Source organism: Nonomuraea sp. NPDC005730, from assembly GCF_040630865.1.
GTDB lineage: Bacteria > Actinomycetota > Actinomycetes > Streptosporangiales > Streptosporangiaceae > Nonomuraea.
Genome location: NZ_JBEXYK010000010.1, coordinates 35,812 through 56,282 on the forward strand (window position 1 = coordinate 35,812; position 20,471 = coordinate 56,282).

The 20,471-nt window shown below is 72.2% G+C and carries 19 protein-coding genes; 10 read left to right on the plus strand and 9 right to left on the minus strand.

Annotated features, from left to right (window positions below):
- Positions 1-42: 42 nt before the first annotated feature.
- Together map and ABZ444_RS15425 are read left to right on the plus strand one after the other, a co-directional pair.
- Positions 43-810: a type I methionyl aminopeptidase gene (gene map, locus ABZ444_RS15420; RefSeq protein WP_357996308.1), complete on the plus strand. Its 768-nt coding sequence runs from the start codon at positions 43-45 to the stop codon at positions 808-810.
- Between the two features lie 214 nt (positions 811-1,024).
- Entirely contained in the window at positions 1,025-1,294 is a 270-nt protein-coding gene (locus ABZ444_RS15425; protein WP_352318980.1) for a hypothetical protein, read from the plus strand.
- Positions 1,295-1,753: 459 nt separating this feature from the next.
- On the opposite strand, the gene dacB is transcribed toward ABZ444_RS15425, so the two are convergent.
- Entirely contained in the window at positions 1,754-3,298 is a 1,545-nt protein-coding gene (gene dacB, locus ABZ444_RS15430) for a D-alanyl-D-alanine carboxypeptidase/D-alanyl-D-alanine-endopeptidase (RefSeq protein WP_357996312.1), read from the minus strand.
- A 140-nt stretch (positions 3,299-3,438) separates the two neighbouring features.
- Complete coding sequence (locus ABZ444_RS15435; protein ID WP_357996315.1) at positions 3,439-3,990, minus strand: DUF1707 and FHA domain-containing protein; 552 nt, start codon at positions 3,988-3,990, stop codon at positions 3,439-3,441.
- Between the two features lie 88 nt (positions 3,991-4,078).
- Here ABZ444_RS15435 and ABZ444_RS15440 point away from each other — a divergent pair, with 88 nt between their 5' ends.
- The 3 genes from ABZ444_RS15440 to ABZ444_RS15450 are packed head-to-tail and all read left to right on the plus strand — an operon-like array spanning position 4,079 to position 7,826.
- Entirely contained in the window at positions 4,079-4,591 is a 513-nt protein-coding gene (locus ABZ444_RS15440; RefSeq protein WP_352318985.1) for a helix-turn-helix transcriptional regulator, read from the plus strand.
- Positions 4,588-5,268 (plus strand): ABC transporter ATP-binding protein, encoded by a 681-nt coding sequence (locus ABZ444_RS15445; protein WP_357996318.1) that lies wholly within the window; start codon positions 4,588-4,590, stop codon positions 5,266-5,268. Before ABZ444_RS15440 ends, ABZ444_RS15445 begins: the two co-directional genes overlap by 4 nt.
- Positions 5,265-7,826, plus strand: coding sequence for an FtsX-like permease family protein (locus ABZ444_RS15450; RefSeq protein ID WP_357996321.1), 2,562 nt, complete (start codon positions 5,265-5,267; stop codon positions 7,824-7,826). The genes ABZ444_RS15445 and ABZ444_RS15450 overlap by 4 nt, the downstream gene beginning before the upstream one ends.
- On the opposite strand, the gene ABZ444_RS15455 is transcribed toward ABZ444_RS15450, so the two are convergent.
- Both ABZ444_RS15455 and ABZ444_RS15460 read right to left on the minus strand, forming a co-directional pair.
- Positions 7,786-9,147 (minus strand): MFS transporter, encoded by a 1,362-nt coding sequence (locus ABZ444_RS15455; protein WP_357996324.1) that lies wholly within the window; start codon positions 9,145-9,147, stop codon positions 7,786-7,788. The genes ABZ444_RS15450 and ABZ444_RS15455 overlap by 41 nt on opposite strands.
- Positions 9,148-9,227: 80 nt before the next feature.
- The gene (locus ABZ444_RS15460) at positions 9,228-10,052 is read right to left on the minus strand and encodes a hypothetical protein (protein ID WP_357996327.1); all 825 of its coding nucleotides are present in this window, start codon (positions 10,050-10,052) and stop codon (positions 9,228-9,230) included.
- 296 nt (positions 10,053-10,348) lie between these two features.
- Between ABZ444_RS15460 and serA the strand changes: the two genes are divergently transcribed.
- Both serA and ABZ444_RS15470 read left to right on the plus strand, forming a co-directional pair.
- Positions 10,349-11,938: a phosphoglycerate dehydrogenase gene (gene serA, locus ABZ444_RS15465; RefSeq protein ID WP_357973210.1), complete on the plus strand. Its 1,590-nt coding sequence runs from the start codon at positions 10,349-10,351 to the stop codon at positions 11,936-11,938.
- Between the two features lie 351 nt (positions 11,939-12,289).
- Entirely contained in the window at positions 12,290-12,418 is a 129-nt protein-coding gene (locus ABZ444_RS15470) for a hypothetical protein (protein WP_352318996.1), read from the plus strand.
- 8 nt (positions 12,419-12,426) lie between these two features.
- On the opposite strand, the gene ABZ444_RS15475 is transcribed toward ABZ444_RS15470, so the two are convergent.
- Genes ABZ444_RS15475 through ABZ444_RS15490 form a run of 4 tightly spaced genes read right to left on the minus strand, consistent with a single transcriptional unit; the run spans position 12,427 to position 16,255 of the window.
- Positions 12,427-13,287: an ROK family protein gene (locus ABZ444_RS15475; RefSeq protein ID WP_357996330.1), complete on the minus strand. Its 861-nt coding sequence runs from the start codon at positions 13,285-13,287 to the stop codon at positions 12,427-12,429.
- A complete protein-coding gene (locus tag ABZ444_RS15480; protein ID WP_357996333.1) occupies positions 13,284-14,447 on the minus strand; it encodes a sugar ABC transporter permease in 1,164 nt (387 codons plus the stop codon). Before ABZ444_RS15480 ends, ABZ444_RS15475 begins: the two co-directional genes overlap by 4 nt.
- Positions 14,444-15,163 carry an ATP-binding cassette domain-containing protein gene (locus ABZ444_RS15485; protein ID WP_357973200.1) on the minus strand — a complete coding sequence of 240 codons (720 nt, stop codon included), beginning with the start codon at positions 15,161-15,163 and terminating at the stop codon, positions 14,444-14,446. Before ABZ444_RS15485 ends, ABZ444_RS15480 begins: the two co-directional genes overlap by 4 nt.
- The gene (locus tag ABZ444_RS15490; protein WP_357996336.1) at positions 15,164-16,255 is read right to left on the minus strand and encodes a sugar ABC transporter substrate-binding protein; all 1,092 of its coding nucleotides are present in this window, start codon (positions 16,253-16,255) and stop codon (positions 15,164-15,166) included.
- A gap of 100 nt (positions 16,256-16,355) precedes the next feature.
- Between ABZ444_RS15490 and ABZ444_RS15495 the strand changes: the two genes are divergently transcribed.
- The 3 genes from ABZ444_RS15495 (at position 16,356) to ABZ444_RS15505 (ending at position 19,757) form a co-directional block, all read left to right on the plus strand.
- Positions 16,356-17,612: an ROK family transcriptional regulator gene (locus ABZ444_RS15495; protein ID WP_357996339.1), complete on the plus strand. Its 1,257-nt coding sequence runs from the start codon at positions 16,356-16,358 to the stop codon at positions 17,610-17,612.
- 271 nt (positions 17,613-17,883) lie between these two features.
- On the plus strand, positions 17,884-19,011 hold the full coding sequence (locus ABZ444_RS15500; protein ID WP_357996342.1) for a sensor histidine kinase: 1,128 nt from the start codon (positions 17,884-17,886) through the stop codon (positions 19,009-19,011).
- Between the two features lie 101 nt (positions 19,012-19,112).
- Positions 19,113-19,757, plus strand: a complete 645-nt coding sequence (locus tag ABZ444_RS15505; protein ID WP_357996703.1) for a response regulator transcription factor — start codon at positions 19,113-19,115, stop codon at positions 19,755-19,757.
- Here the strand turns inward: ABZ444_RS15505 and ABZ444_RS15510 are convergent.
- Entirely contained in the window at positions 19,730-20,365 is a 636-nt protein-coding gene (locus ABZ444_RS15510) for a DUF2306 domain-containing protein (RefSeq protein ID WP_357996345.1), read from the minus strand. The genes ABZ444_RS15505 and ABZ444_RS15510 overlap by 28 nt on opposite strands.
- Positions 20,366-20,471 lie beyond the last annotated feature (106 nt).

Below are 20,471 nucleotides of genomic sequence, written 5' to 3' on the forward strand. Positions count from 1 at the left end.
TAATACCGGTATAGTTATCGCGCCGAGGGCTGGGAGGCCGCTGTGATCACGCTCAAGACCGCCGGGGAGATCGACGCCATGCGGGAGGCGGGCCGCGTCGTGGCCGCCGTGCATGCCGCCGTCAGGGAGCGGGCCGCCGTCGGGGTGTCGCTGCTGCAGCTCGACGACGTGGCCCGCGAGGTCATGCACGAGGCCGGGGCGCGGTCGTCGTTCCTCGGCTACCACCCGTCGTTCGGGGCGATGCCGTACCCGGGGGTGGTGTGCACGTCCGTGAACGGGGTCATGTTGCACGGGTTGCCCACGCCGTACCGGCTGCGTGCGGGCGACGTGCTGAGCGTGGACTTCGGCGCGCACGTCGACGGCTGGCACGCCGACGGCGCGGTCACCTTCACCGTCGGGCACGCGCGGGCCGAGGACCTCAAGCTCATCCAGGTGGCCGAGGAGACGCTGGCGGCGGGCATCGCGGCCGCCGTGCCGGGCGGCTGGATGGGCGACATCGGGCACGCGATGTCGCTGGTCGGCCGCGGCGCCGGCTACGGCATGCAGAACGACTTCGGCGGCCACGGCATCGGCCGGGCCATGCACGAGTCGCCGTTCGTGCCCAACGAGGCCCGCCCCGGACGCGGCCTGCGACTGCGCCCCGGACTGGTGATCGCCATCGAGCCGAGCCTGATGGCGGGCGGCGACGACGAGTACCTCATGGCCGAGGACGGGTGGTCGGTGTGCTCGGCGGACGGCAGCAGGAGTGCTCACGTCGAGCACACGGTGGCCATCACCGCCGACGGCCCGGTGGTTCTCACCCTTCCCTGACGCCTGCCTTCAGCGGGCGGTCATGGCGGCACCGGATATTCCTCCGCCGCGCACACCGATCGGTCAAGAAGAGCGAGCTGCGTCACCCCTTCCCCCATGCGGCGTATTTTCGCTGGTAAAGACAGAAATACCGGCGTTTGTTGAAAGAGGGCCTAGGGCAAATCTCCTCCCGATAGCTACGGAGAGTAGTCGATAGGTATCAAGGAGAATCGATATGTTCAGACAAGGGCTCATCCTGGCCGGGCTCGTCGGCGGGATGGTCATGGTCGGCGGCTCCGCTCTAGCGGCGACCCCTCACATGGCCTTCGTCCCTCACTCCGACGAGGACCCGGGCCGGGTTCTCTTCGTCTGCGGTGACGAGAACATCTTCGCCCGTGGCGAGGTCGACAACAGCACCAGCGGCGTGCTCGTCCTCGAGACCGGCGACATCCTGAGCCAGATCCTCGGCATCAAGAGCAAAGACACGAAGTGCGCCGTCAGCTGAAGTAATTCCTCAGCGGCTGAACTGCGCGACTAAGGGGCCTGTCCACAGGGCAGGCCCCTTAGTCGTGCCCTTTTGCATGCCCCTTGTCTGGTCCGGCGAGGAAAGGCCGTCTCGAAGGGGCAGGCCGCCCTCTGTCAGGAGAGGGGGGCGGGCCCGGCCGCGGTCCGGTGTGCGGGGGGACGTACGGCGCGGGCCCGCCGGGAGGGGAGCGTGCCGGGCATGTGGTGGGACGACCGGCTTGGGGGTGGGGGCCGGCGACGGCCCGGCGCTCCCGGGGATCGGGGGGTTCGCCACGGCGTTGAATCCGAATTCTGGCGCGCCCATGTCGGCTATGTAGTGAAAATGCGAACTATATCTGGAGCTCCAGGTGATCGGAGCGTGATGACCGCCCTGTCGAGCCGGGCGAACCACGGCGGCCCGCCGGACGTCCGGAGGCCACCGGGGTCGTCTACCGGTTCGCTAGCACTGGGCCGGCTTCAGCCACGAGCACTCCAGGTCGCCCGCCGGGCTCTGGTCGGCGGCCTTGAGCTGGGCGGTGACGTCGGTCGCCGTCGCCCGCGAGAACTGGGCGAGCCGTACGGCGATCTTGTCCTCGATGTCCTTCGGCGAGCCGGACAGGTACTGGTTCAGCATGATCGAGAAGACCAGCGGCTCGCCCTCGGCGCTGGTCACGTAGCCGGACAGCGAGGTCACGCCGGTCAGTGAGCCCGTCTTGGCGTGCACGTTGTTGGCCGCGGGGGTGTTCCGCATCCGGCTGCGCAGCGTGCCGCCGGTGAAACGGTCGGCGTTGCCGGCGATGGGCAGGGCCTCGTACCAGGTGCTGAACCACGGCTTGGTCCGTACGGCGGTCAGGAGCCGGACGATCGAGTCCGGCGAGAAGCCGTCGCGGCGCGACAGCCCCGAGCCGTCCCGCATGTTGATCACCTGGGCGCCGCCGGCCTTCGCGAAGTCCGTGGCGACCTTCAGCCCGGCCGACCACGTGCCCTGGTTCGCGGCCTTGCGGCCCATGGCCTTGGTGAGGATCTCGGCGTGCATGTTGTTGCTCAGCTTCAGGAACGGCACCAGCAGCTCGCTGAGGGGCATCGAGTCGTGCCTGGCCAGCTCGGCCGCCCCGGCGGGAGCCGCGCCCGTCGCCGTCGGCCCGAGCACCCGGACGCCGTGCGCGGCCAGCGCCTTGCGGAACAGCGAGGACACGTACGCCGTGGGGTCGTCCACGGCCACCCACTCCTGGTACGGGTCGGCTACCGTGCCGGTGATCACGACCGTCCGCGTGCCGTGCTGCCGCTCGATGAGGACGTCGGTCTCGGCGCCCACGGTGGCCTTGTTGACGATCTTCAGGTAGTCGGTCACCGGGGTCGTCGAGACCTTGACCTGGCCGCCGTCCGCCTCGACCGAGACGATCACCGAGCCGGCGTCGTAGTCGCGGTCGGGGGAGGCGGTCAGTGCGGAGATCGGCGCCGCGTAGTAGGCGGTCTCGTCGTCCCAGGCCCAGTCGGTGCCGAGCCGCTGGCCGTCGAACCAGGTGTCGTCGGCGATCAGCTTGCCCGTGACGACCTTGACGCCGGCCGCCGCGACCTTGGCCGCCAGCGCGTCGTAGTCCTCGGCGAGCATGGTCGGGTCGCCGGTGCCGCGCAGCACGAGGTCGCCGGTGAGCACCGAGCCGACCTTGCGGCCGGCGTTCAGCACGGTGGTCGGGAAGCGGTAGTCCAGGCCGAGCGTCTCCACCGCCGCCGCCGAGGTGAACAGCTTGGTGTTGGACGCCGGGGTCAGCAGCTTGCCGGCGTCGGTGGCGTAGAGCTGCTCGCCGTTCGCCGCGCTCTTCACGACGACGCCCGCCCTGGCGATCGTGAGCCGGGAGTCGCCGAGGATCTGGTTGATGTCCTGGGTCAGGTCGGCCACGCCGGGGGAGGGGTCGAGGGCGACCGCCGGTGTGGAGGGGCCGGACGCCCACGCGAGTGCCGCGACGAGCGTGCCCGCGAGGAGGGAGGCTGAGGTGCGCCGCATGTGGTCTCCAAGGGACTGGGGGATCGCATGTGAGCATGGATCAGCGCAGTCGCCGTGTAATCCGCAAATATCCGTATTTCTGGAGCCGACTCGGCGCGTCCGGCGCGAGGGTGCGGTCAGGGGAGAAGGCGGAGGAGGGGTCAGGTGGAGGGTTGGCCTGAGGCGACAAGGAAGCCGCAGTCGCCGAAGGAGATCTCGTCGCCCGACTTGACCCGGACGGGCCCCACCAGCCGCCACCCGTTGAGCCGGGTGCCGTTGAGCGAGCCGAGATCGACCAGCATCCAGCCGCCGTCACCCTCCCGCCGCAGCTCGGCGTGCACGCGCGACACCGTCAGGTCCGACAGGACGAGGTCGCAGGCCGACCCCCGGCCCACGACGTAACGCAGCCGGTCGTCGTCCGGCAGTGCCAGCCGGGGCAGCCGCGGCCGCCGCCAGGCCGCCTGCAGCCGGGTGGTGAGCTCCGACACCGACGAGACCGCGTCCGTCAGCCGCTGCCTGATCGTGGGCCGCCGCGGCAGGTCGGCGACCAGCTCGTCGAGCTCGTGCTGGTTGCGCGCCCGCAGCGCCTGGTCGACCCGGCCGACGAAGGTGTCGTGGGAGATCCGGCCCTCCACGGCCCGGTGCTTGAGCTCGTCGATCGCACGGTCGCGTTCTCCGTCGGAGGCGCGGAACGGCGGTTGGGTGGAGCTCATGTCCCGAGTATCGGCCTGAACGGCGTTCCGTGTCCAGAATACGCGGATCAGTTGCGATGGACATACTCAGTATGCATACTCAGTATCCATGTCGATCAGACACGGACTGCTCGCCCTGCTGAGCAGCGCGCCGCGCTACGGCTACCAGCTCCGGGTGGAGTTCGAGGCGTCGACGGGGGCGACCTGGCCGCTCAACATCGGCCAGGTCTACACGACGCTCGCCCGCCTGGAACGTGACGGCCTGGTGGCGCCGGGCGGAGCCGACGAGCAGGGCAGGGCCGTCTACACGATCACCGAGGCCGGTCGGGAGGAACTGGAGCGATGGTTCAGCACCCCCGTCGACCACTCCGACCGGCCTCGGGACGAACTCGCCATCAAGATCGCGATGGCCGTCGCCGCCACCGACGTGGACGTGGGCGCGGTCATCCTGGCCCAGCGGATGGCGACCATGCGTACGCTCCAGGACCTGACCAGGGCCAAGAGGGCCGCCGGTGACGGCCTCGCCCAGCGGCTCGTCCTGGAATCGATGATCTTCAAGGCCGAGGCCGAGCAGCGCTGGCTCGACCACTGCGAGGCCGTTGTCAAGGAGAAGAACCAATGACTGTGGTGGAGCTGCGGGACGTGACCCGCGAGCACGGCCAGGTGCACGCCCTGCGCGGCGTGAGCCTGGAGGTGGCACAAGGTGAGCTCGTCGCGGTCATGGGCCCGTCGGGCTCGGGGAAGTCGACCCTGCTCAACCTGGCCGGCGGCCTCGACCGGCCCACGTCGGGCACGGTCCGGATCGAGGGCCGCGACCTGGCCGAGGTCCGCGACCTGGCCGCCCTGCGACGCGGCAGCGTCGGGTACGTCTTCCAGGACCTCAACCTGATCCCGTCCCTGACGGCCGCCGAGAACGTGATGCTGCCCAGGGAACTGGACGGCGTCCGCGCCGGCCAGGCCCGCCGGGAGGCGCTGGCCGTCCTGTCCGACGTGGGCGTCGACCAGATCGCCGACCGGTTTCCCGAGGAACTGTCCGGCGGCCAGCGCCAGCGCGTGGCCATCGCCAGGGCGCTGGTCGGCGAGCGGCGGCTGCTGCTGGCCGACGAGCCGACCGGCGCGCTCGACACGGCCACCGGCGACGAGATCCTGCACCTGCTGCGCAACCGCTGCGACGAGGGCGCGGCGGTGCTGCTGGTCACCCACGAGCCGCGCTACGCGGCCTGGGCGGACCGGGTGGTCTACCTGCGGGACGGCCTGATCGCGGAGGCGTCGGCGATGCGGATGGAGAGCTCGCGATGAGCGCCTTCCTCGCCGCCCTGCGGATCTCCCGCAGGGACGCGTCGCGCTTCAAGGGCCGCAGCGCCCTGATCATGGTGATGATCGGCCTGCCCGTCCTGGTGATCACGGCGGTGCTCACCGGCGCCGCCACGACCAGTGTCACCGTCAAGGAGCAGGCGCTCACGCGCTTAGGGGCGGCCGACGCCCGCCTGATCACCTTCCCGTACCGCACCCCGGTCCAGCAGGACTACAGCGGTGAGTCCGCGTACCAGCCGAAGAGCGGCGACTCGCAGCGGCCGTGGACGGCCCCGGAGATCAACACGCTGCTCCCCGGCCGCCTGCTGCGCTACCAGACGAGCCCGGTCAACGTCCGGCTGCCCGACGGCTTCAACCAGGCGGACGTCGTGGAGGTCGATCTGCGCGACCCCATGACGGCCGGGATGCGCACCCTGCAGCAGGGCCGCTACGCCGCCGCGCCCGGCGAGGTGGCGATCTCGCCGAAGATGGCCGACCTGGGCGTCCGGGTGGGCGACACGCTCACCGTGCGGCGGCCGGACCGCACCGTGAAGGTGGTCGGCGTCGCCGAGAACCCCAACCGGCCCGGCAGCCTGGAACTGGCCGCCCTGCCGGAGGGCCTGCTCAACCGCCAGAACGACGGCAACAGCAGCGGCTGGCTCGCCGACACCGCCGGCCCGGTCACGCGGTCGACGGTGCGGCAGCTCAACCGCGTGGGCCTCGGTGTCACCTCCCGCGCGGTGCTCGACGCCCACACGGGGGACGACTCCCGCTTCGACGGCCCGGGGCGCGCGCGGGATCTGGTCCTGCTCGGCGTCGCGATCGTGCTCGTGGTCATGGAGACCGTGCTGCTGGCCGGGCCGGCGTTCGCCGTGGGGCTGCGGCGGCGGCGCAGGGAGCTGGCGATGATCTCCGCGCAGGGCGGGTCGGCCCGGCACCTGCGCATGATCGTGCTGGCCGACGGCCTGGTGCTCGGCGGCGCGGCGGCCGTGCTCGGGGTCGTTCTGGGCATCGGCCCCGGCCTGCTCGTGGAGTCGATCGTGGCCAGGGAATTCGACTGGTCGCAGGGGCCGGCCGAGGTGCCGTGGCTGCCGGTGCTCGGCGTGGCGGTGCTCGGCCTGGTCAGCGGGCTGGTCGCGGCGATCGTGCCCGCGGTGCAGGCGAGCCGGCAGCACACCGCGCAGGTGCTGGCCGGTCGGGCCGCCGAGGTCCGTGGGCGGGCCCGGCGTCCGGTGCTCGGGATCGTGCTGCTGCTGGTCGGGCTGGGGGCGACCGGCTACGCCATGACCAGGGGCGTGGTGTCGATGACGGCGGCCTCCGTGCCGTTCGTGCTCGGCATGGTCGCGTTGATGCCGTGGCTGGTCCAGGCCGGCTCGCGGATCGCCGCCCGGCTGCCGCTCCCGCTGCGCCTGTCCGTGCGCGACGCCGCGCGCCACCGCGTCCGTACGGCCTCCGCCGCCGCCGCCGTCATGGCGGCCACCATGGGGGCGGTCGCGCTCGGCATCGGCAGCAGCAGCGCGTACACCCACCAGGAGGAGATCAACATCTCGGTGTTCCCGCTGGGCACCACGGTGGTCGGCGGCGCCACGGCGATGGACGGCCAGACGTGGGCCCGGCTCAAGGAGGCCGTCCGCGTCCGCTTCCCCGGCACGGAGATCGTCCCCGGACAGGAGGTGACGGACGCCAAGGGCAGGACCATGTGGTTGACCGTGAAGCAGACGTGCGGGCCGGCGTGCCCGCAACAGTTCCACGACCGCCCCCCGATCGGCGGCGCGGACCTGCTCGCCTTCCTCCAGAAGCGCCGGGACCCGCGGGCGGCCGCCGCGCTGGCGGCGGGCAAGGCCGTGGCGTTCAGCCCGGACGTGGTGCGCGACGGCATGATCGAGGTGGTCGTCGACCGCCAGGACGGGAGCACCCGCACGGAGATCAGGACCATCCGGATCCCGGCCGTGGTGTCCAACGGCGCCGACGCCCGTCAGGCGGGCGCCATGATCCCGCCGCAGGCGCTGGCCAAGGCCGGGCTCGGCGCGGTCGAGCGGCTGCTCTACACCGCGTCCCCGCCGCAGGACGAACGGCGCATGGAGGCCGACCTGCGGGGTGAGGTGAACGGCAACCTGTACCTCTACGCCGAGCGGGGGAAGGTGGAGGACCGCGCCTTCGCCCTCCTGATCGTGCTCGGTGCGGCGCTGGTCCTCGTGCTCGGAGGCACGCTCGCGGCCACCGGGCTGGCGGCGGCCGACATGCGCCCCGACCTGAACAACCTGTCGGCGGTCGGCGCGGCGCCCCGGGTGCGCAGGCTCGTGGTGGCCGCCCAGGCCGCCTACATCGCCGGACTCGGCGCCGTGGCGGGCCTCCTGGCCGGATCCGTCGTCGGGGTCGCGGTGACCTGGCCGCTGACCAGGAACGGATTCGGCGGCTCGCGTGACTTCCTGGACGGTCCCGCCGTGATCGACGTCCCCTGGTTGTTCCTGGCCGCGGTCGTGCTGGGTCTGCCGCTCGTCGCGGCCCTGGTGGCCGGGCTGTTCACCCGGACGCGCCTGGTGCTGGCCCGTCGGGTGGCCTGAGCCGGTACCGCAGTGTCACCAGCACGGACAGGAAGATGATGAGCGCCGGGACCGCGGTCTGCCCGATGAGGACCGCGGTCACGGCGCTGTCCGGCTGCTGGACGGGCGTGCTCGCGTCGGACTCGACGAACCCGCCGATCGACAGGATGATCCCGAAGATCAGCGCCCCGAACGAGCTGACGCCGCTCTCGATGGCCGTCCACAGCCCGGTCAGCACGCCGGCCCGCCGCTTGCCCGACTCGGCGGCGTCCGCGGCGACCACGTCGGCCAGCATCGAGAAGAGCATGAGCTCGACCCCGGCGATGCCGATGCCGACGAGCAGGATGGTCAGGTGGGCGTACAGGGGGCCGAACAGCGGGGTCGCCATGGCCGCCGCCGTGCCGCCGCCGAACAACAGCGCGGCCAGGATCATCGCGCCGCGCTTGTCGAAGCGCCGGGCCAGCCACACCCACAGCGGCATGGTCAGCAGCATCGGCCCGACCAGCGCGGCGAAGAGCGTCTGCGTGCTCTTCGGCGACCCCAGCGTGTACGACGCGAAGTACGGCGCCGCGGCCAGCATCATGCTGACGGCGAGCATCTGCAGGCAGGCCATGACGGTCAGCCACAGGAACGCCCGGTTGCCCCTGATCGCCGCGAGCTGCTCGCGCCACCCGCCGTGGTCGGCCTCGGGCGCGCCGGTCATGGGGGCGCGGGCGGTGCCGAAGAACGAGCCGAGCATCGAGGCCAGCAGGATGAGGGCGATCGTCAGGCCCATCAGCCGGTAGCTGCCGAGCGTGCCCTCCTCGCCCTGGCCGGTGGCGATCATCGGGGCCAGCACGCCGCTGATCGCGGTGGCCGCGCCGATGAAGATCATCCGCCACTGCAGCAGCGAGGTGCGCTCGTGGTAGTCGTTGGTCATCTCGCCGGGCATGGCCTTGTACGGCACCTCGTACAGCGCGTACGCGGTCGCCGTCGCCATGAAGCACAGCCCGACGTACAGGGCGGCCGGCACCCCGGTCAGCGGCGGCCCGGCGAAGACGAGGAAGAACGCGACGGGCAGCGTCAGCGACCCGGCCAGCAACCAGGGGCGGCGCGGCCCCATCCGCGAGACGGTCCGGTCCGACCAGCGCCCGACCAGCGGGTTGATGATCAGGTCCCAGACCTTGGGCGCGGTGACCACCACGCCGGCCAGCCACGCGGGCACGGCCAGGAAGTTGGTCATGTAGTACAGCAGGAGCAGGCCGGGCACGGCGCTGACCGTGGCCGTGCAGAAGGAGCCCACGCCGTAGCCGAGGCGCACGCCCCTGGAGACCGTGGGCGCGCTCACCGGCGATGTGATCATGAGACCCATTCAAGCCGAGCGAGAGCTTGTTCGGTAGGGCCCAGTTTCCCGGGCCCCACCGGGTCGCTCCCGTACGCCGGCTACTCGCGCACGTTGGCGCAGACCACGTGCGCGCCGATCTCGATCATCCGGCGCTCGCTGCGCGCGTCGGCGACCCTGGCCATGAGGATCGGCGCGCCGCTGGCCGCGAACTGCGGCAGGCGGGCGCGTACCAGGCGGTGCAGGTCGCGGACGACGTCCTCGGCGGCCGACATGTGCACCTTGACGTGCAGCATGATCCCGGTGGCCCCGGACGCGGTGCCGGCCTCGGAGATCCACACGTGGTGCACGAGCGGGAAGTCGGCCAGCAGTTGCGCGATGGCCTGCCGCAGCGCCGGCAGGATCGGGTGCGTGCACCTGCGGTAGCCGGGGTCCACCTGCTGCATCGGCCCCGACAGGTGGGGCCGGGGCGCGGGGACCCACGGCAACGCGGGCGCCTGCGGGGTGGGCGGGGCCACCTGCGCCAGCGAGGGCACACGCGAGACGGTGGCCATGGCGCCGGTCGCGTAGGCGGCGGGCACCGCCCCCGACAGCACGGGTGTGGGCCCAGAACGCGTGCCGGTGAGGAAGCGCTGGAGATCGTCGATGGGCACGGCCGCGGCTGCGGGGCCCGCGGCGTCGATCACGATCTCCGGCACGCCGGTGACGCGCTGGATGTCCAGGATGGTGTCGGCGTCGCACACCGAGAGGGAATGGCTGCCGCGGTGCCTGGCGTAGGTCGTAGGGCTGGTGTACCCGAGCAGAACCCGGTCACCCGCCTGGGTCGTCCCAAGGACGACCGATCGATCTGGTCGCACTGCCACCAGGACTCCACCGTCGGCGAGGGCCGCCAGCAGGCGATGGGGCGTGCCATGCTGTGCGAGCACGTCGGCAAGCGCAGGATTCCCGATGCTCATATGACGAACCATAGGTAGTCGGCCACGGCTTATCAGGCTAATGGCCAACAAATCCCCCGATCAAGACAAAGATGTGTGCAGAGTGGATGACTTTGCTGCCGCCTGGGTATCCGAGCCGCGTCCAGGGTGTCGCGACGCCGAGCGGGCCGTCTCAAATCGTGGGTCCCTCGTGAACGCGTTCACAAGCGCGGATAGACTCTGAGGGATCCGAGGGGCCCAGCGACGTGTCCCTCCAGCCCGCCGCATGCCCCTAAGGATCCACGCCTGTGAACAAGCCCGTCGTTCTGGTCGCAGAGGAGCTGTCCGAGGCCGGCCTCGCCGTGCTCGGCGCTGATTTCGAGGTCCGCCACACCGACGGAGCGGACCGTTCCCAGCTTCTGCCCGCCCTCGCCGACGTGGACGCCCTGATCGTGCGCTCCGCCACGCAGGTCGACGCCGAGGCCATCGCCGCCGCGCCGAAGCTGCGCGTGGTCGCCCGCGCCGGCGTCGGCCTCGACAACGTCGACGTCGAGGCCGCCACCAAGGCCGGTGTCATGGTCGTCAACGCGCCGACCTCCAACATCACCAGCGCCGCCGAGCAGACCATCGCGCTCATCCTGGCCAGCGCCCGCAACACCGCCCAGGCCCACGCCGCGCTGAAGAACGGGGAGTGGAAGCGCTCCAAGTACACCGGCGTCGAGCTGGACGAGAAGGTCGTCGGCATCCTCGGCCTCGGCAAGATCGGCCAGCTCGTGGCCCAGCGGCTCCAGCCGTTCGGCGTCGAGCTGATCGCCTACGACCCCTACCTGCCGCCGGCCCGCGCCGCGCAGATGGGCGTCAAGCTGCTCAGCCTCGAAGAGGTGCTCAAGCAGGCCGACTTCATCACCGTGCACCTGCCGAAGTCGAAGGAGACCCTCGGGCTCATCGGCGACAAGGAGCTGCACGAGGTCAAGCCGTCCGTGCGGATCATCAACGTGGCCCGCGGCGGCATCGTGGACGAGGGCGCGCTCTACTCGGCGATCAAGGAGGGCCGCGTCGCGGGCGCCGGCCTCGACGTGTTCGCCAAGGAGCCGTGCACCGACAGCCCCCTGTTCGAGCTGGACCAGGTCGTCGCCACGCCGCACCTCGGCGCCTCCACCCACGAGGCCCAGGAGAAGGCCGGCACGCAGGTCGCGCGGAGCGTGAAGCTGGCGCTGGCGGGCGAGTTCGTGCCCGACGCGGTCAACGTCCAGGGCGGCGCGGTGGCCGAGGACGTCAAGCCGGGCCTGCCGCTGGCCGAGAAGCTGGGCCGGGTGTTCACCGCCCTGGCCGGCGAGGTCGCCACCAAGCTCGACGTCGAGGTCCGCGGCGAGATCGCCTCCCAGGACGTGCGGGTCATCGAGCTGGCCGCGCTCAAGGGCGTGTTCGCCGACGTGATCGAGGAGCAGGTCACGTACGTCAACGCGCCGCTGCTGGCCAAGGAGCGGGGCATCAGCGTGGAGCTGGTGACCAGCTCCGAGAGCCCCGACTGGCGCAACGTGGTGACCGTGCGCGGCGTGCTCGCCGACGGCCGCCAGATCTCGGTCTCCGGCACGCTGTCCGGCCCCCGGCAGATCACGAAGATCGTCGAGGTCAACGGCTACGAGATGGAGATCGAGCCGACGGCCCACCTGTCGTTCTTCACCTACACCGACCGTCCCGGCGTCGTCGGCGTGGTCGGCCGGCTGCTCGGCGAGGCCGGCGTGAACATCGCCTCGATGCAGGTGGCCCGCGACGTCAAGGGCGGCAAGGCGCTGATCGCGCTGACCGTCGACTCGGCCATCCCGGCCGCCGTGATCGACCAGATCGCGGCCGAGATCGGCGCCGAGAGCGGCCGTTCGGTCGACCTGGAGGACTGACCTCGCGACCTGAGGTCTGAGCCCCCGATCCGGGGGAAGGCCGTCACCTGGACCGTTCCGGGTGGCGGCCTTTTCTTGTCTCAGAATGCGAGATAGTAGGACATCCAACGAGACAGCGAAACAGCCGCCGGGTACCGTTGGTGGAAATGCGCCAGGTTCTCGTACTCATTACCTGCCGCGGCGGGGCCTGTTAGGGCAGGCCGACGACCCGCCGCGGTGAGTGGTGATGCCGTCGGCCGGTCAGTCCCTTCCCTTCGCCCGGTCCGTGACCCGGACCCGCGAGAGCAGGCCCGGTCGGATTCGCGACCGGGGTCCGACGCCCCCTTTTCTGGAACGCGCCAGCGAAACGAGATGAGCGACATGTACGAGATGTACGCCTGGAATCGTACCGAAGAGAACGAGAACGAGGCCGCCGAGGCCCTGCAGACCGCCCTGGACCGCAGGGACAACGGCGGCGCCCCCCAGAACTCCGCCCGGTAGCGCCGCCCTCAGGCCCGCGCCGCGGCGTGGGCCAGGGCGAGCGCGCCGAGCAGCGGCGCGTCGTCCGTGAACCGGCCGGGCCGGATCTCCGGCGGGAACGGCACGGCGCGCCGCACCTCCCCGGCCAGCCTGGGTACGATCAGCCCGGCCGCGCCCATCATGCCGCCGCCCACGACCAGCACCTCGGGGTCGAGGGTGACGCACAGGTTCGCCACGGTCATGGTCAGCACCGACAGCGCCTGCGCCACCAGCTCCGCCAGCGGTCCGGAACGCGCGGCGAGCACCTCCTCCGCCGTGGTCGCGCGGCCGAGCAGCGCGCCGCCCCTGGCCGCCAGCCCCGCGCCGGAGACCAGTTCCTCCAGCGGCACCCGCCCGTCGGCGAAGGCCGCCTGCCCCGGCGTGACCTGGAGGTAGCCGATCTCGCCCGCGGCGCCGTGCGCGCCGGGCACCACCCGGCCGCCGACCACCAGGGCCGCCGCCAGGCCGGTGCCGAGATTGAGGTAGACGCCCGTGGAGACGCCGCGCAGCGCGCCCCACCGCAGCTCGGCCGCCGCCGCCGCGTTCACGTCGTTGTCGATGGCCACCGGCGTCGCGCCGAACTCCTCGCGCAGCAGCCTGGGCAGCTCCAGCCCCTCCCAGCCGGGCACGTTCGGCGCCAGGCGCACCACGCCGTCCCTGATCACCCCGCAGGTCGAGAAGCCGATGGCGGCCGGCCGCCCGTCCAGGGCGCGGGCGGCGGCGAGGGCCCGGACGAGCGTGTCCGGCCCGGTCTCCAGCCGGGTGCGTCCGGCGACCACGGGCCCGTCGGAGCCCGATACCCCGATCGCGACCTTGGTCCCGCCGACGTCGATGCCCAGGACCCGGCTCACCGCGCGGCGCCCCTGCGGGCCAGCGAGTCGATCGCCACCGCCAGGGCCAGCACGCCGGCCGTCACCATGAACCGGACGGAGGAGTCCACGCTCAGCAGGAACATGCCGTTGGTGATCGACTGGATGACCAGCACCCCGAGCAGCGCGGCGTAGGCCCGTCCCCGTCCGCCGAACAGGGACGTGCCGCCGATGACCGCCGTGGCGATGGCCATGAGCAAGATGTCGCTCCCGCCCGACCCCTGGTTGACCGCCGACAGCCGGCTGGCGGCCAGCACGCCGCCGGCCGCCGCCAGCGTCGAGGCCAGCACGAACGCCAGGATCCTGATCCTGCTCACGTTGATGCCCGCGCGCCTGGCGGCCTCGGCGTTGCCGCCGACGGCGTACAGGTGGCGGCCGAACGCGGTGTGCCGCAGGACCAGGTCGAGCAGGACCACCAGCGCGCCGAAGAGCACCAGCAGCAGCGGCACCCCGCGGTCGGCCGACATGACCGCCACCGCCGCGCCGAGCACGACCGCCAGCCCGCCCGCTGTCACCGGGACCTGCCACGCCGACGCCACGGGCAGCCCGGCGGCCACCCGCGCCCGCCTGGCCAGCGTGGCGACCCCGGCGTGACCGCCCGCCAGCACGACCACCAGCGCCCAGGACAACCACCCCGGCAGCCAGGTGTCGCTCAGCCCCGAGATGAACCCGTTGAACGGCAGGTTGATCGTCCCGCCCTGGCGCAGCAGGTAGAGCAGCAGCCCGAGCCAGCCCATCAGCCCGGCCAGCGTGACCACGAACGACGGCATCCGCAGCTTGGTCAGCATGAGCCCGTGCAGCAGCCCGATCGCCGCGCCGGCCGCCAGCGCCAGCAGGATGGCGAGCAGGGCGTTCCAGCCCTGCTTGACGTGGGCGATCGTCATGATCGTGGCGCACAGGCCGCTGACCGAGCCGGCCGACAGGTCGATCTCGCCGAGCAGCAGCACCATGATGACGCCGAGCGCGATCGTGCCCGTGGCGGCCATCTGGAGTGCCAGGTTGGTGAGGTTCTCGGGCGACAGGAAACGCTCGTTGAGCGTGCTGAACACGATCGTGATCGCCACCAGGCCGCCGACCACCGGCCAGGCGCCGGCCTCTCCCTGGCGCAGCCGTCCGGTCACCGTGATCGGCATCGCCGTCATTCGCCCGCTCCTGTGATCGCGGCCACGATCTCCTCGCGGGAGGCCTCGGCCGTACGGAACTCACCGGCGTTGCGCCCGAGACGCAGCACCACCACCCGATCGCTCACCTCGTGCACGTCGGCGAGGTTGTGCGAGATGACCAGCACCGCGAGCCCGCGCTCGCGCAACCGCCGGATCAGCGCCAGCACCTGGGCCGTCTGCTCGACGCCGAGCGCGGCGGTCGGCTCGTCCAGGATGACCAGCCGGGGCTCGCCGAGCAGCGCCCTGGCGATGGCCACCGACTGCCGCTGGCCGCCCGACAACGTCGACACCGGCACCCTGATGTCGCCGATGCGCACGTCCAGCTGGGCGAGCAGGTCGCGGGTCGCGCGTTCCATGCTCAGGTGACGCAGCACCGACCAGCGGCGGCGTTCGGCGCCGAGGAACAGGTTGGCCACGACGTCGAGGTTCTCGCAGAGCGCGAGGTCCTGGTAGACGGTCGAGATGCCGAGCGCCTGCGCGTCGTGCGGGGTGGCGACGCGCACCGGCACGCCGTCCACCGTGATCTCGCCCTCGTCCGGCACGACCGCGCCGGAGATGGTCTTGACCAGCGTCGACTTGCCCGCGCCGTTGTCGCCCATGAGCGCCACGACCTCGCCGGGACGCAGCTCCAGTCCTGCCCCGTCGAGCGCCCGCACCGCTCCGTACCGTTTGGAGATCCCGGTCGCCGCGATCATCTACTCGATGCCCGCCTTCGCGCAGGCGGCCTTGACCTCGGCCGTGCAGATCTGGTCTGCCTGGTAGAACCCGTCCTTCACGATGGTGTCCTTGATCTTGTCGGCGGTGACCGCGATGGGGTCGAGGAGGAAGGCCGGGATGTCGGCCGTGCCGTTGTTCACCTTGGAGGTGGCGGCGGGCTGCTCACCCTTGGTCAGGGCGACGGCCAGCTCGGCGGCCTTCTCCGCCTCCCTCCTGATGTCCAGGTAGATGGTCATGTACTGCTCGCCGGTGAGGATGCGCTGCACGGCGGCCAGCTCGGCGTCCTGCCCGGTGATGGGCGGCAGTTCCTTGTAGCCCGCGCGCTTCATGGCCGCGATGGCGCCGCCCGCCATGCCGTCGTTGGCCGACAGCACGCCGACGATCTGGTCCCTGCCGATGGCGGTGATCGCCTGCTCCATCTGCTGCTGCGCCTTGTCGGGGCTCCAGTCGGGGGTGTCGAACTCCCTGCCGACCCTGACCTTGCCGTCCAGGACGCTCTTGGCGCCCTTCTTGTAGTCGGCCGAGCTGGGGTCCGTGGGCGAGCCGTGGATCATCACGATCTGGCCCTTGGCCGTGGTGCCCTTGGCGTTCATGGCGTCGAGCAGCGCCTGGCCCTGCATCTCGCCCACCCGTACGTTGTTGAACGAGACGAAGTAGGCGTAGTCGATCCCCGAGATCAGCCGGTCGTAGGCGACCACCGGGACCTTCTTCTGCCTGGCCTGGTTGACCAGGGGCGCGACCGCGTTGGCGTCCACGGCGTCCAGGACGAGCACGTCGGCGTCCTGGGTGAGCGCGGCCTCGACCTGTTGTTGTTGTTTGGCCGCGTCCTGCTCGGCGTTGCCGTAGATCACCTTGCAGTCGGGGCACAACGCCTTGACCTTGGCCTCGAACAGGGGCCGGTCGAAGGCTTCGTACCGGGTGGTCTTGGATTCGGGAAGGAACAGGGCGATCGTCCCGCCTTTCGACGCTCCGTCGGCCTGAGTGGTGGTGGTCGTGCCGGTGGTGCTGGTCCCGCAGGCGGCGGCCAGCAGGACCGCCGCCGCGGGGATGAGTCGCCAAGCTCGGTGCATCGCACTTCGTCCTCTCAGAAGATGCCCGCCCCCGCTTGGTAAGAAAGGTAGTTTACTATCAGGCGTGTTGGCTAGAGTGCACCTCGGAGGGAGGCCGGACATGCGACGCGACCTGGCGAATCCACGGCTGCTACGGGTGCTCAACGAGCGCCGCCTGCTCGACCAGCTGCACGAGCACGGTCCCGCCTCGCGCGCCGACCTGGCCAAGAGCACCGGCCTGTCCAAGCCCACGGTCTCGGCCGCCCTGGCGGGCCTGGCCGAGGACGGCCTGGTCCACCTGGTGGGGGAGGTGTCCGGGCGGCCCGGCCCGGTCTCCTCGCTCTACGACGTGAACGCCGCCTCGACCCACGTCGCCGGGGTCGACATCGGCCGCGACTGGATCAGGGTGGCCGTGGCCGACCTGCGCGGCACGTTCGCCGGGCGTACCGACGGCCGCAACACGGCCCGCACCTCGGCCGAGCTGGCCGCGCTGGTCGGCGAGCTGGCCAGGGCGGCGGCCCGCGAGGCCGAGGTCGAGTGGCGCTCGATCACCTGCGCGGTGGTGGGCTCGCCCGGTGTGTACGACCCCGTGCGCGGCGGCCTCGACTTCGCCCCCAACCTGCCCGGTCCGCCTGACCTGGCCGACCGGCTGCACGCCGCCCTGGGCGTCGACCTCGTCATCGAGAACGACATCAACCTGGCCGCCGTCGGCGAGCACGTCCACGGGGCCGGGCGGGGCAAGGCCAACTTCGCCCTGGTGTCCATCGGCACCGGCGTCGGCATGGGCATCGTGATCAACGGTGAGTTGTACGTCGGGGCGCGGGGGGCGGCGGGTGAGGTCTCCTACATCCCGGCCGCCGAGGAACCTTCCGCCCCCGCTCTGCCCGCCGGCCCCTTCGCGCAGGACGCCGACTCCTACGCGCAGGACGCCGACTCCTTCGCGCAGGACGCCCCCTTCGTGCACGACGCCGACCCCTTCACGCACGGGGCCACCGAGGCGGCCACCTCCGCGCCCGGCGTGGTGCGCGCCGCTCGGGCGGCGGGGCTGGAACTGGAGACGGCCAGGGAGGTCTTCGCCGCGGCCGCCGACGGGAACGAGGCGGCCAGGTCGGTGGTGGAGGCAGAGGGCCGCCGCATCGGCGGATTGCTGGTGGCCGTGGCCGCCGTGCTCGATCCGGAGGTGATCGTGCTGAGCGGGGGAGTGGGCCGCAACCTCGATCTGCTGGGCGCGTCCGTGGAGCGCCGCATCGCCGAGCTCGGGCCGCTGCGCCCGCGGGTGGTGGCCAGCGCGCTGGGCGACAGCGGCGTGCTGCTGGGCGCGGTCGCCCACGCCAAGTCCCGCGCCTGGGACCTCATCTTCGACGCCCGCAAACACTGACCACCCAGCCCGCCCCCTTGCAGGTCGGTAGCTCCAACCCCCGAAGCGCCGCAGCCCCCACACCTCTGAGTCCCCGAGGCGACCCCGACCCCTCAGCCGCCCCCGCCCCCCGCCTCCGGTCCCTTCGCTTGGCACGTGCTCCTCGGTCCCGTTGGCCGGGTCTGCCCGCTGGACCCCTGGCTCGGCCCCCTCCGGTGCCGGAGTTTTCGGGGGCGGGGGTTGGTGAGGGTTTGGGGCTCTGTGGGGAGGTGGGGGCCTTTACGATGAGGGGGTGGCCGGCCTCCTTCGTTCCGTGTGGCGCGAGCCTCGTCCTCCCGGCCCGCCGCTGCGGGTGTGGCGCGACTGGGCGCTCGTCGCGGTGCTCGTGCCGGCCGCGGTGATCGAGGGTGTGTTACGGCCCGACCTCCGGTGGCCGGTGGTCTCGACGGTCGTCACCGTCGCGCTGATCCCCACGTTGCTGTGGCGCAGGAGCAGGCCGCTGCTCATGGTCGCGCTCGTGTTCGGCGCCACCACCGTGGCCCCGCTGCTGACCGGCGGCGAGCCGGTGGAGACGTACACGCTGGCGTTCGTCACGATCGTGCTCTACGCGCTGTTCCGGTGGGGATCGGGGCGCGAGGCCGTGATCGGGATGGCGGCCGGGCTGGTCGCGGTCGGCCTGTCGCTGGTCTCCGGCCGCATGGCGCCCGGCGACGTCGTCCCGGCGCTCGGTGTGCTGGTCGCGACCGTCGGGCTGGGCAGCGCCTTCCGTTACCGGGCCGGCGCGCGGCTGCGCGAGCTCGACCAGGTCAAACTGCTCGAACGCGAACAGCTCGCCCGTGACCTGCACGACACCGTCGCCCACCACGTCTCGGCCATGGCCATCCGCGCCCAGGCGGGCCTGGCCACCGCCGCCTCCGAGCCGGGCGCGGCCACCGACGCGCTGCGGGTGATCGAGGCCGAGGCGTCGCGCACGCTCGCCGAGATGCGGGCCATGGTCCGCGTGCTGCGCAGGAACGAACCGGCGGAGCTTACCCCGGGCCGCCACCTCGACGACCTGCGGCGGCTCGCCGGACGCCCGCGCGTCGGCCCGGCCGTCGAGGTGGAGATCGCGGACGGGCTCGGCGACCTGCCGCCCTCGGCCGGCGCGGCGCTCTACCGCATCGCCCAGGAGTCGATCACCAACGCCCGGCGACACGCCCGCCACGCCACCCACATCACCGTCCGGGTCACCGCCGACGACGCCGCCGTGCACCTGACCGTGAGCGACGACGGCGACCGCGCCGGCGGGGTCGCCGCCCCCGGCTACGGCCTGATCGGCATGATCGAACGCGCCGCCCTGCTCGGCGGCACCTGCGAGGCGGGCCCCAACCCCAACCGGGGCTGGACGGTCACCGCCGTCCTGCCGAGAGAGACCACATGAACGACCGGCGGGAGGCCGCGGTGAGCGACCCGGAGGGAGGCGGCGTGAACGACCGGCGGGAGGCCGCGGTGAGCGATCCGGACGGGGCGGCGGCCATCCGGGTGCTGGTCGCCGACGACCAGGAGATCGCCCGCACCGGGCTCAGGATGATCCTCGACGCCCAGCCCGGCATCGAGGTCGTCGGCGAGGCCGGCGACGGCCGGCGGGCCGTCGAGCTGGCCCGCCGCCTGCGCCCCGACGTGTGCCTGTTCGACATCCGCATGCCCGGCCTCGACGGCATCGCGGCCACCCGCGAGCTGGCCGGACCCGACGTCGCCGACCCCATGGCGGTGGTCGTGATCACCACGTTCGACCTCGACGAGTACGTCTACGCCGCCCTGCGCGCCGGGGCCAGGGGTTTCCTGCTCAAGGACGCCGGCCCGGCGCTGCTCGCCCAGGCGGTGACCGCGGCGGCCGGCGGCGAGGCGCTCATCGCCCCGAGCGTGACCGCGCGCCTGCTGGCCGCGTTCGCCGGAGCCGGGCGTACGGAGGCGCCCGCGCAGCCGATCGAGGCGCTCACCGGCCGCGAGGAGGAGATCCTGCGCGCCGTGGCCCGCGGCCGGACCAACAGCGAGATCGCCCGCGAGCTGCACATCTCGCTCAGCACGGTCAAGAGCCACGTCGCGAGCCTGATGACCAAGCTCGGCGTGCGCAACCGCGTCGAGATCGCGATGTGGGCCTACGAGACCGACCGCGTACGCGCCTGACCTCGACGGACTCTGCGGAGGATCGACTCGGCCACCGCCAGGTTGATCACCCAGCCCGCGCCGACGAGCAGCGCCCGGCCGAGCTCGCCGGGCGGCCCGAAGGCGGCCAGCCCGAACGCCAGGGTGAACGCCTGCGTGCCCGCGCCGAGCCCGATCGCGTACCCGCGGGTCATCCAGGCGCGATGCCGGGCCACGTCGCGCCGCCGGATCGCGGCCAGGCCGAGCAGGAGGCAGGCGGCCATGGCCGTCCCGAACAGCAGCCGGAAGGCGGCCAGCAGCAGCCCGTCGCCGGCGGGAAGGTCGGAGAAGAGCGTCAGCCACAACCCCGACAACGCGGCGACCAGCCCGCAGGCCACCAGCACCCGCCCCGCCGCGCGGTGCCACCCCGGCCGCCCGGCCCGGAACCGGGTCTGGAACTGGAACGTGCCGAGGACGCAGAACACCAGGGAGGCCGGGATGTGCAGCAGCACCGGCACGGGCATGGCGAAGAAGCGCGCGTTGTCCGCCGTGACGGCGGCGCCGGCGGCCAGTTCGGTCAGCCGGAGCGCGCCGGCGACCAGGGGGACGACGCTGAGCGCGAGCAACCCGGCGGGTGCGATCCATCTCATGCCTGAGAGCGTGCCGCCCGCGCCCGTGCCCGGTCATCGCGCGGACGGCCCGTCCCGGTTCGCACCATCGGCGGGAGGGCGGTCGTACTTTCGGCCATCGAGCCGT

What these genes read in the sequence shown, in the direction of transcription:
- ABZ444_RS15425 (WP_352318980.1), top strand. Translation starts at nt 1,025, where the DNA reads ATGTTCAGACAAGGGCTCATCCTGGCCGGGCTCGTCGGCGGGATGGTC.
- dacB (WP_357996312.1), bottom strand. Translation starts at nt 3,298, where the DNA reads ATGCGGCGCACCTCAGCCTCCCTCCTCGCGGGCACGCTCGTCGCGGCA.
- ABZ444_RS15435 (WP_357996315.1), bottom strand. Translation starts at nt 3,990, where the DNA reads ATGAGCTCCACCCAACCGCCGTTCCGCGCCTCCGACGGAGAACGCGAC.
- ABZ444_RS15440 (WP_352318985.1), top strand. Translation starts at nt 4,079, where the DNA reads ATGTCGATCAGACACGGACTGCTCGCCCTGCTGAGCAGCGCGCCGCGC.
- ABZ444_RS15445 (WP_357996318.1), top strand. Translation starts at nt 4,588, where the DNA reads ATGACTGTGGTGGAGCTGCGGGACGTGACCCGCGAGCACGGCCAGGTG.
- ABZ444_RS15450 (WP_357996321.1), top strand. Translation starts at nt 5,265, where the DNA reads ATGAGCGCCTTCCTCGCCGCCCTGCGGATCTCCCGCAGGGACGCGTCG.
- ABZ444_RS15455 (WP_357996324.1), bottom strand. Translation starts at nt 9,147, where the DNA reads ATGATCACATCGCCGGTGAGCGCGCCCACGGTCTCCAGGGGCGTGCGC.
- ABZ444_RS15470 (WP_352318996.1), top strand. Translation starts at nt 12,290, where the DNA reads ATGAGCGACATGTACGAGATGTACGCCTGGAATCGTACCGAAGAGAAC.
- ABZ444_RS15480 (WP_357996333.1), bottom strand. Translation starts at nt 14,447, where the DNA reads ATGACGGCGATGCCGATCACGGTGACCGGACGGCTGCGCCAGGGAGAG.
- ABZ444_RS15485 (WP_357973200.1), bottom strand. Translation starts at nt 15,163, where the DNA reads ATGATCGCGGCGACCGGGATCTCCAAACGGTACGGAGCGGTGCGGGCG.
- ABZ444_RS15490 (WP_357996336.1), bottom strand. Translation starts at nt 16,255, where the DNA reads ATGCACCGAGCTTGGCGACTCATCCCCGCGGCGGCGGTCCTGCTGGCC.
- ABZ444_RS15495 (WP_357996339.1), top strand. Translation starts at nt 16,356, where the DNA reads ATGCGACGCGACCTGGCGAATCCACGGCTGCTACGGGTGCTCAACGAG.
- ABZ444_RS15510 (WP_357996345.1), bottom strand. Translation starts at nt 20,365, where the DNA reads ATGAGATGGATCGCACCCGCCGGGTTGCTCGCGCTCAGCGTCGTCCCC.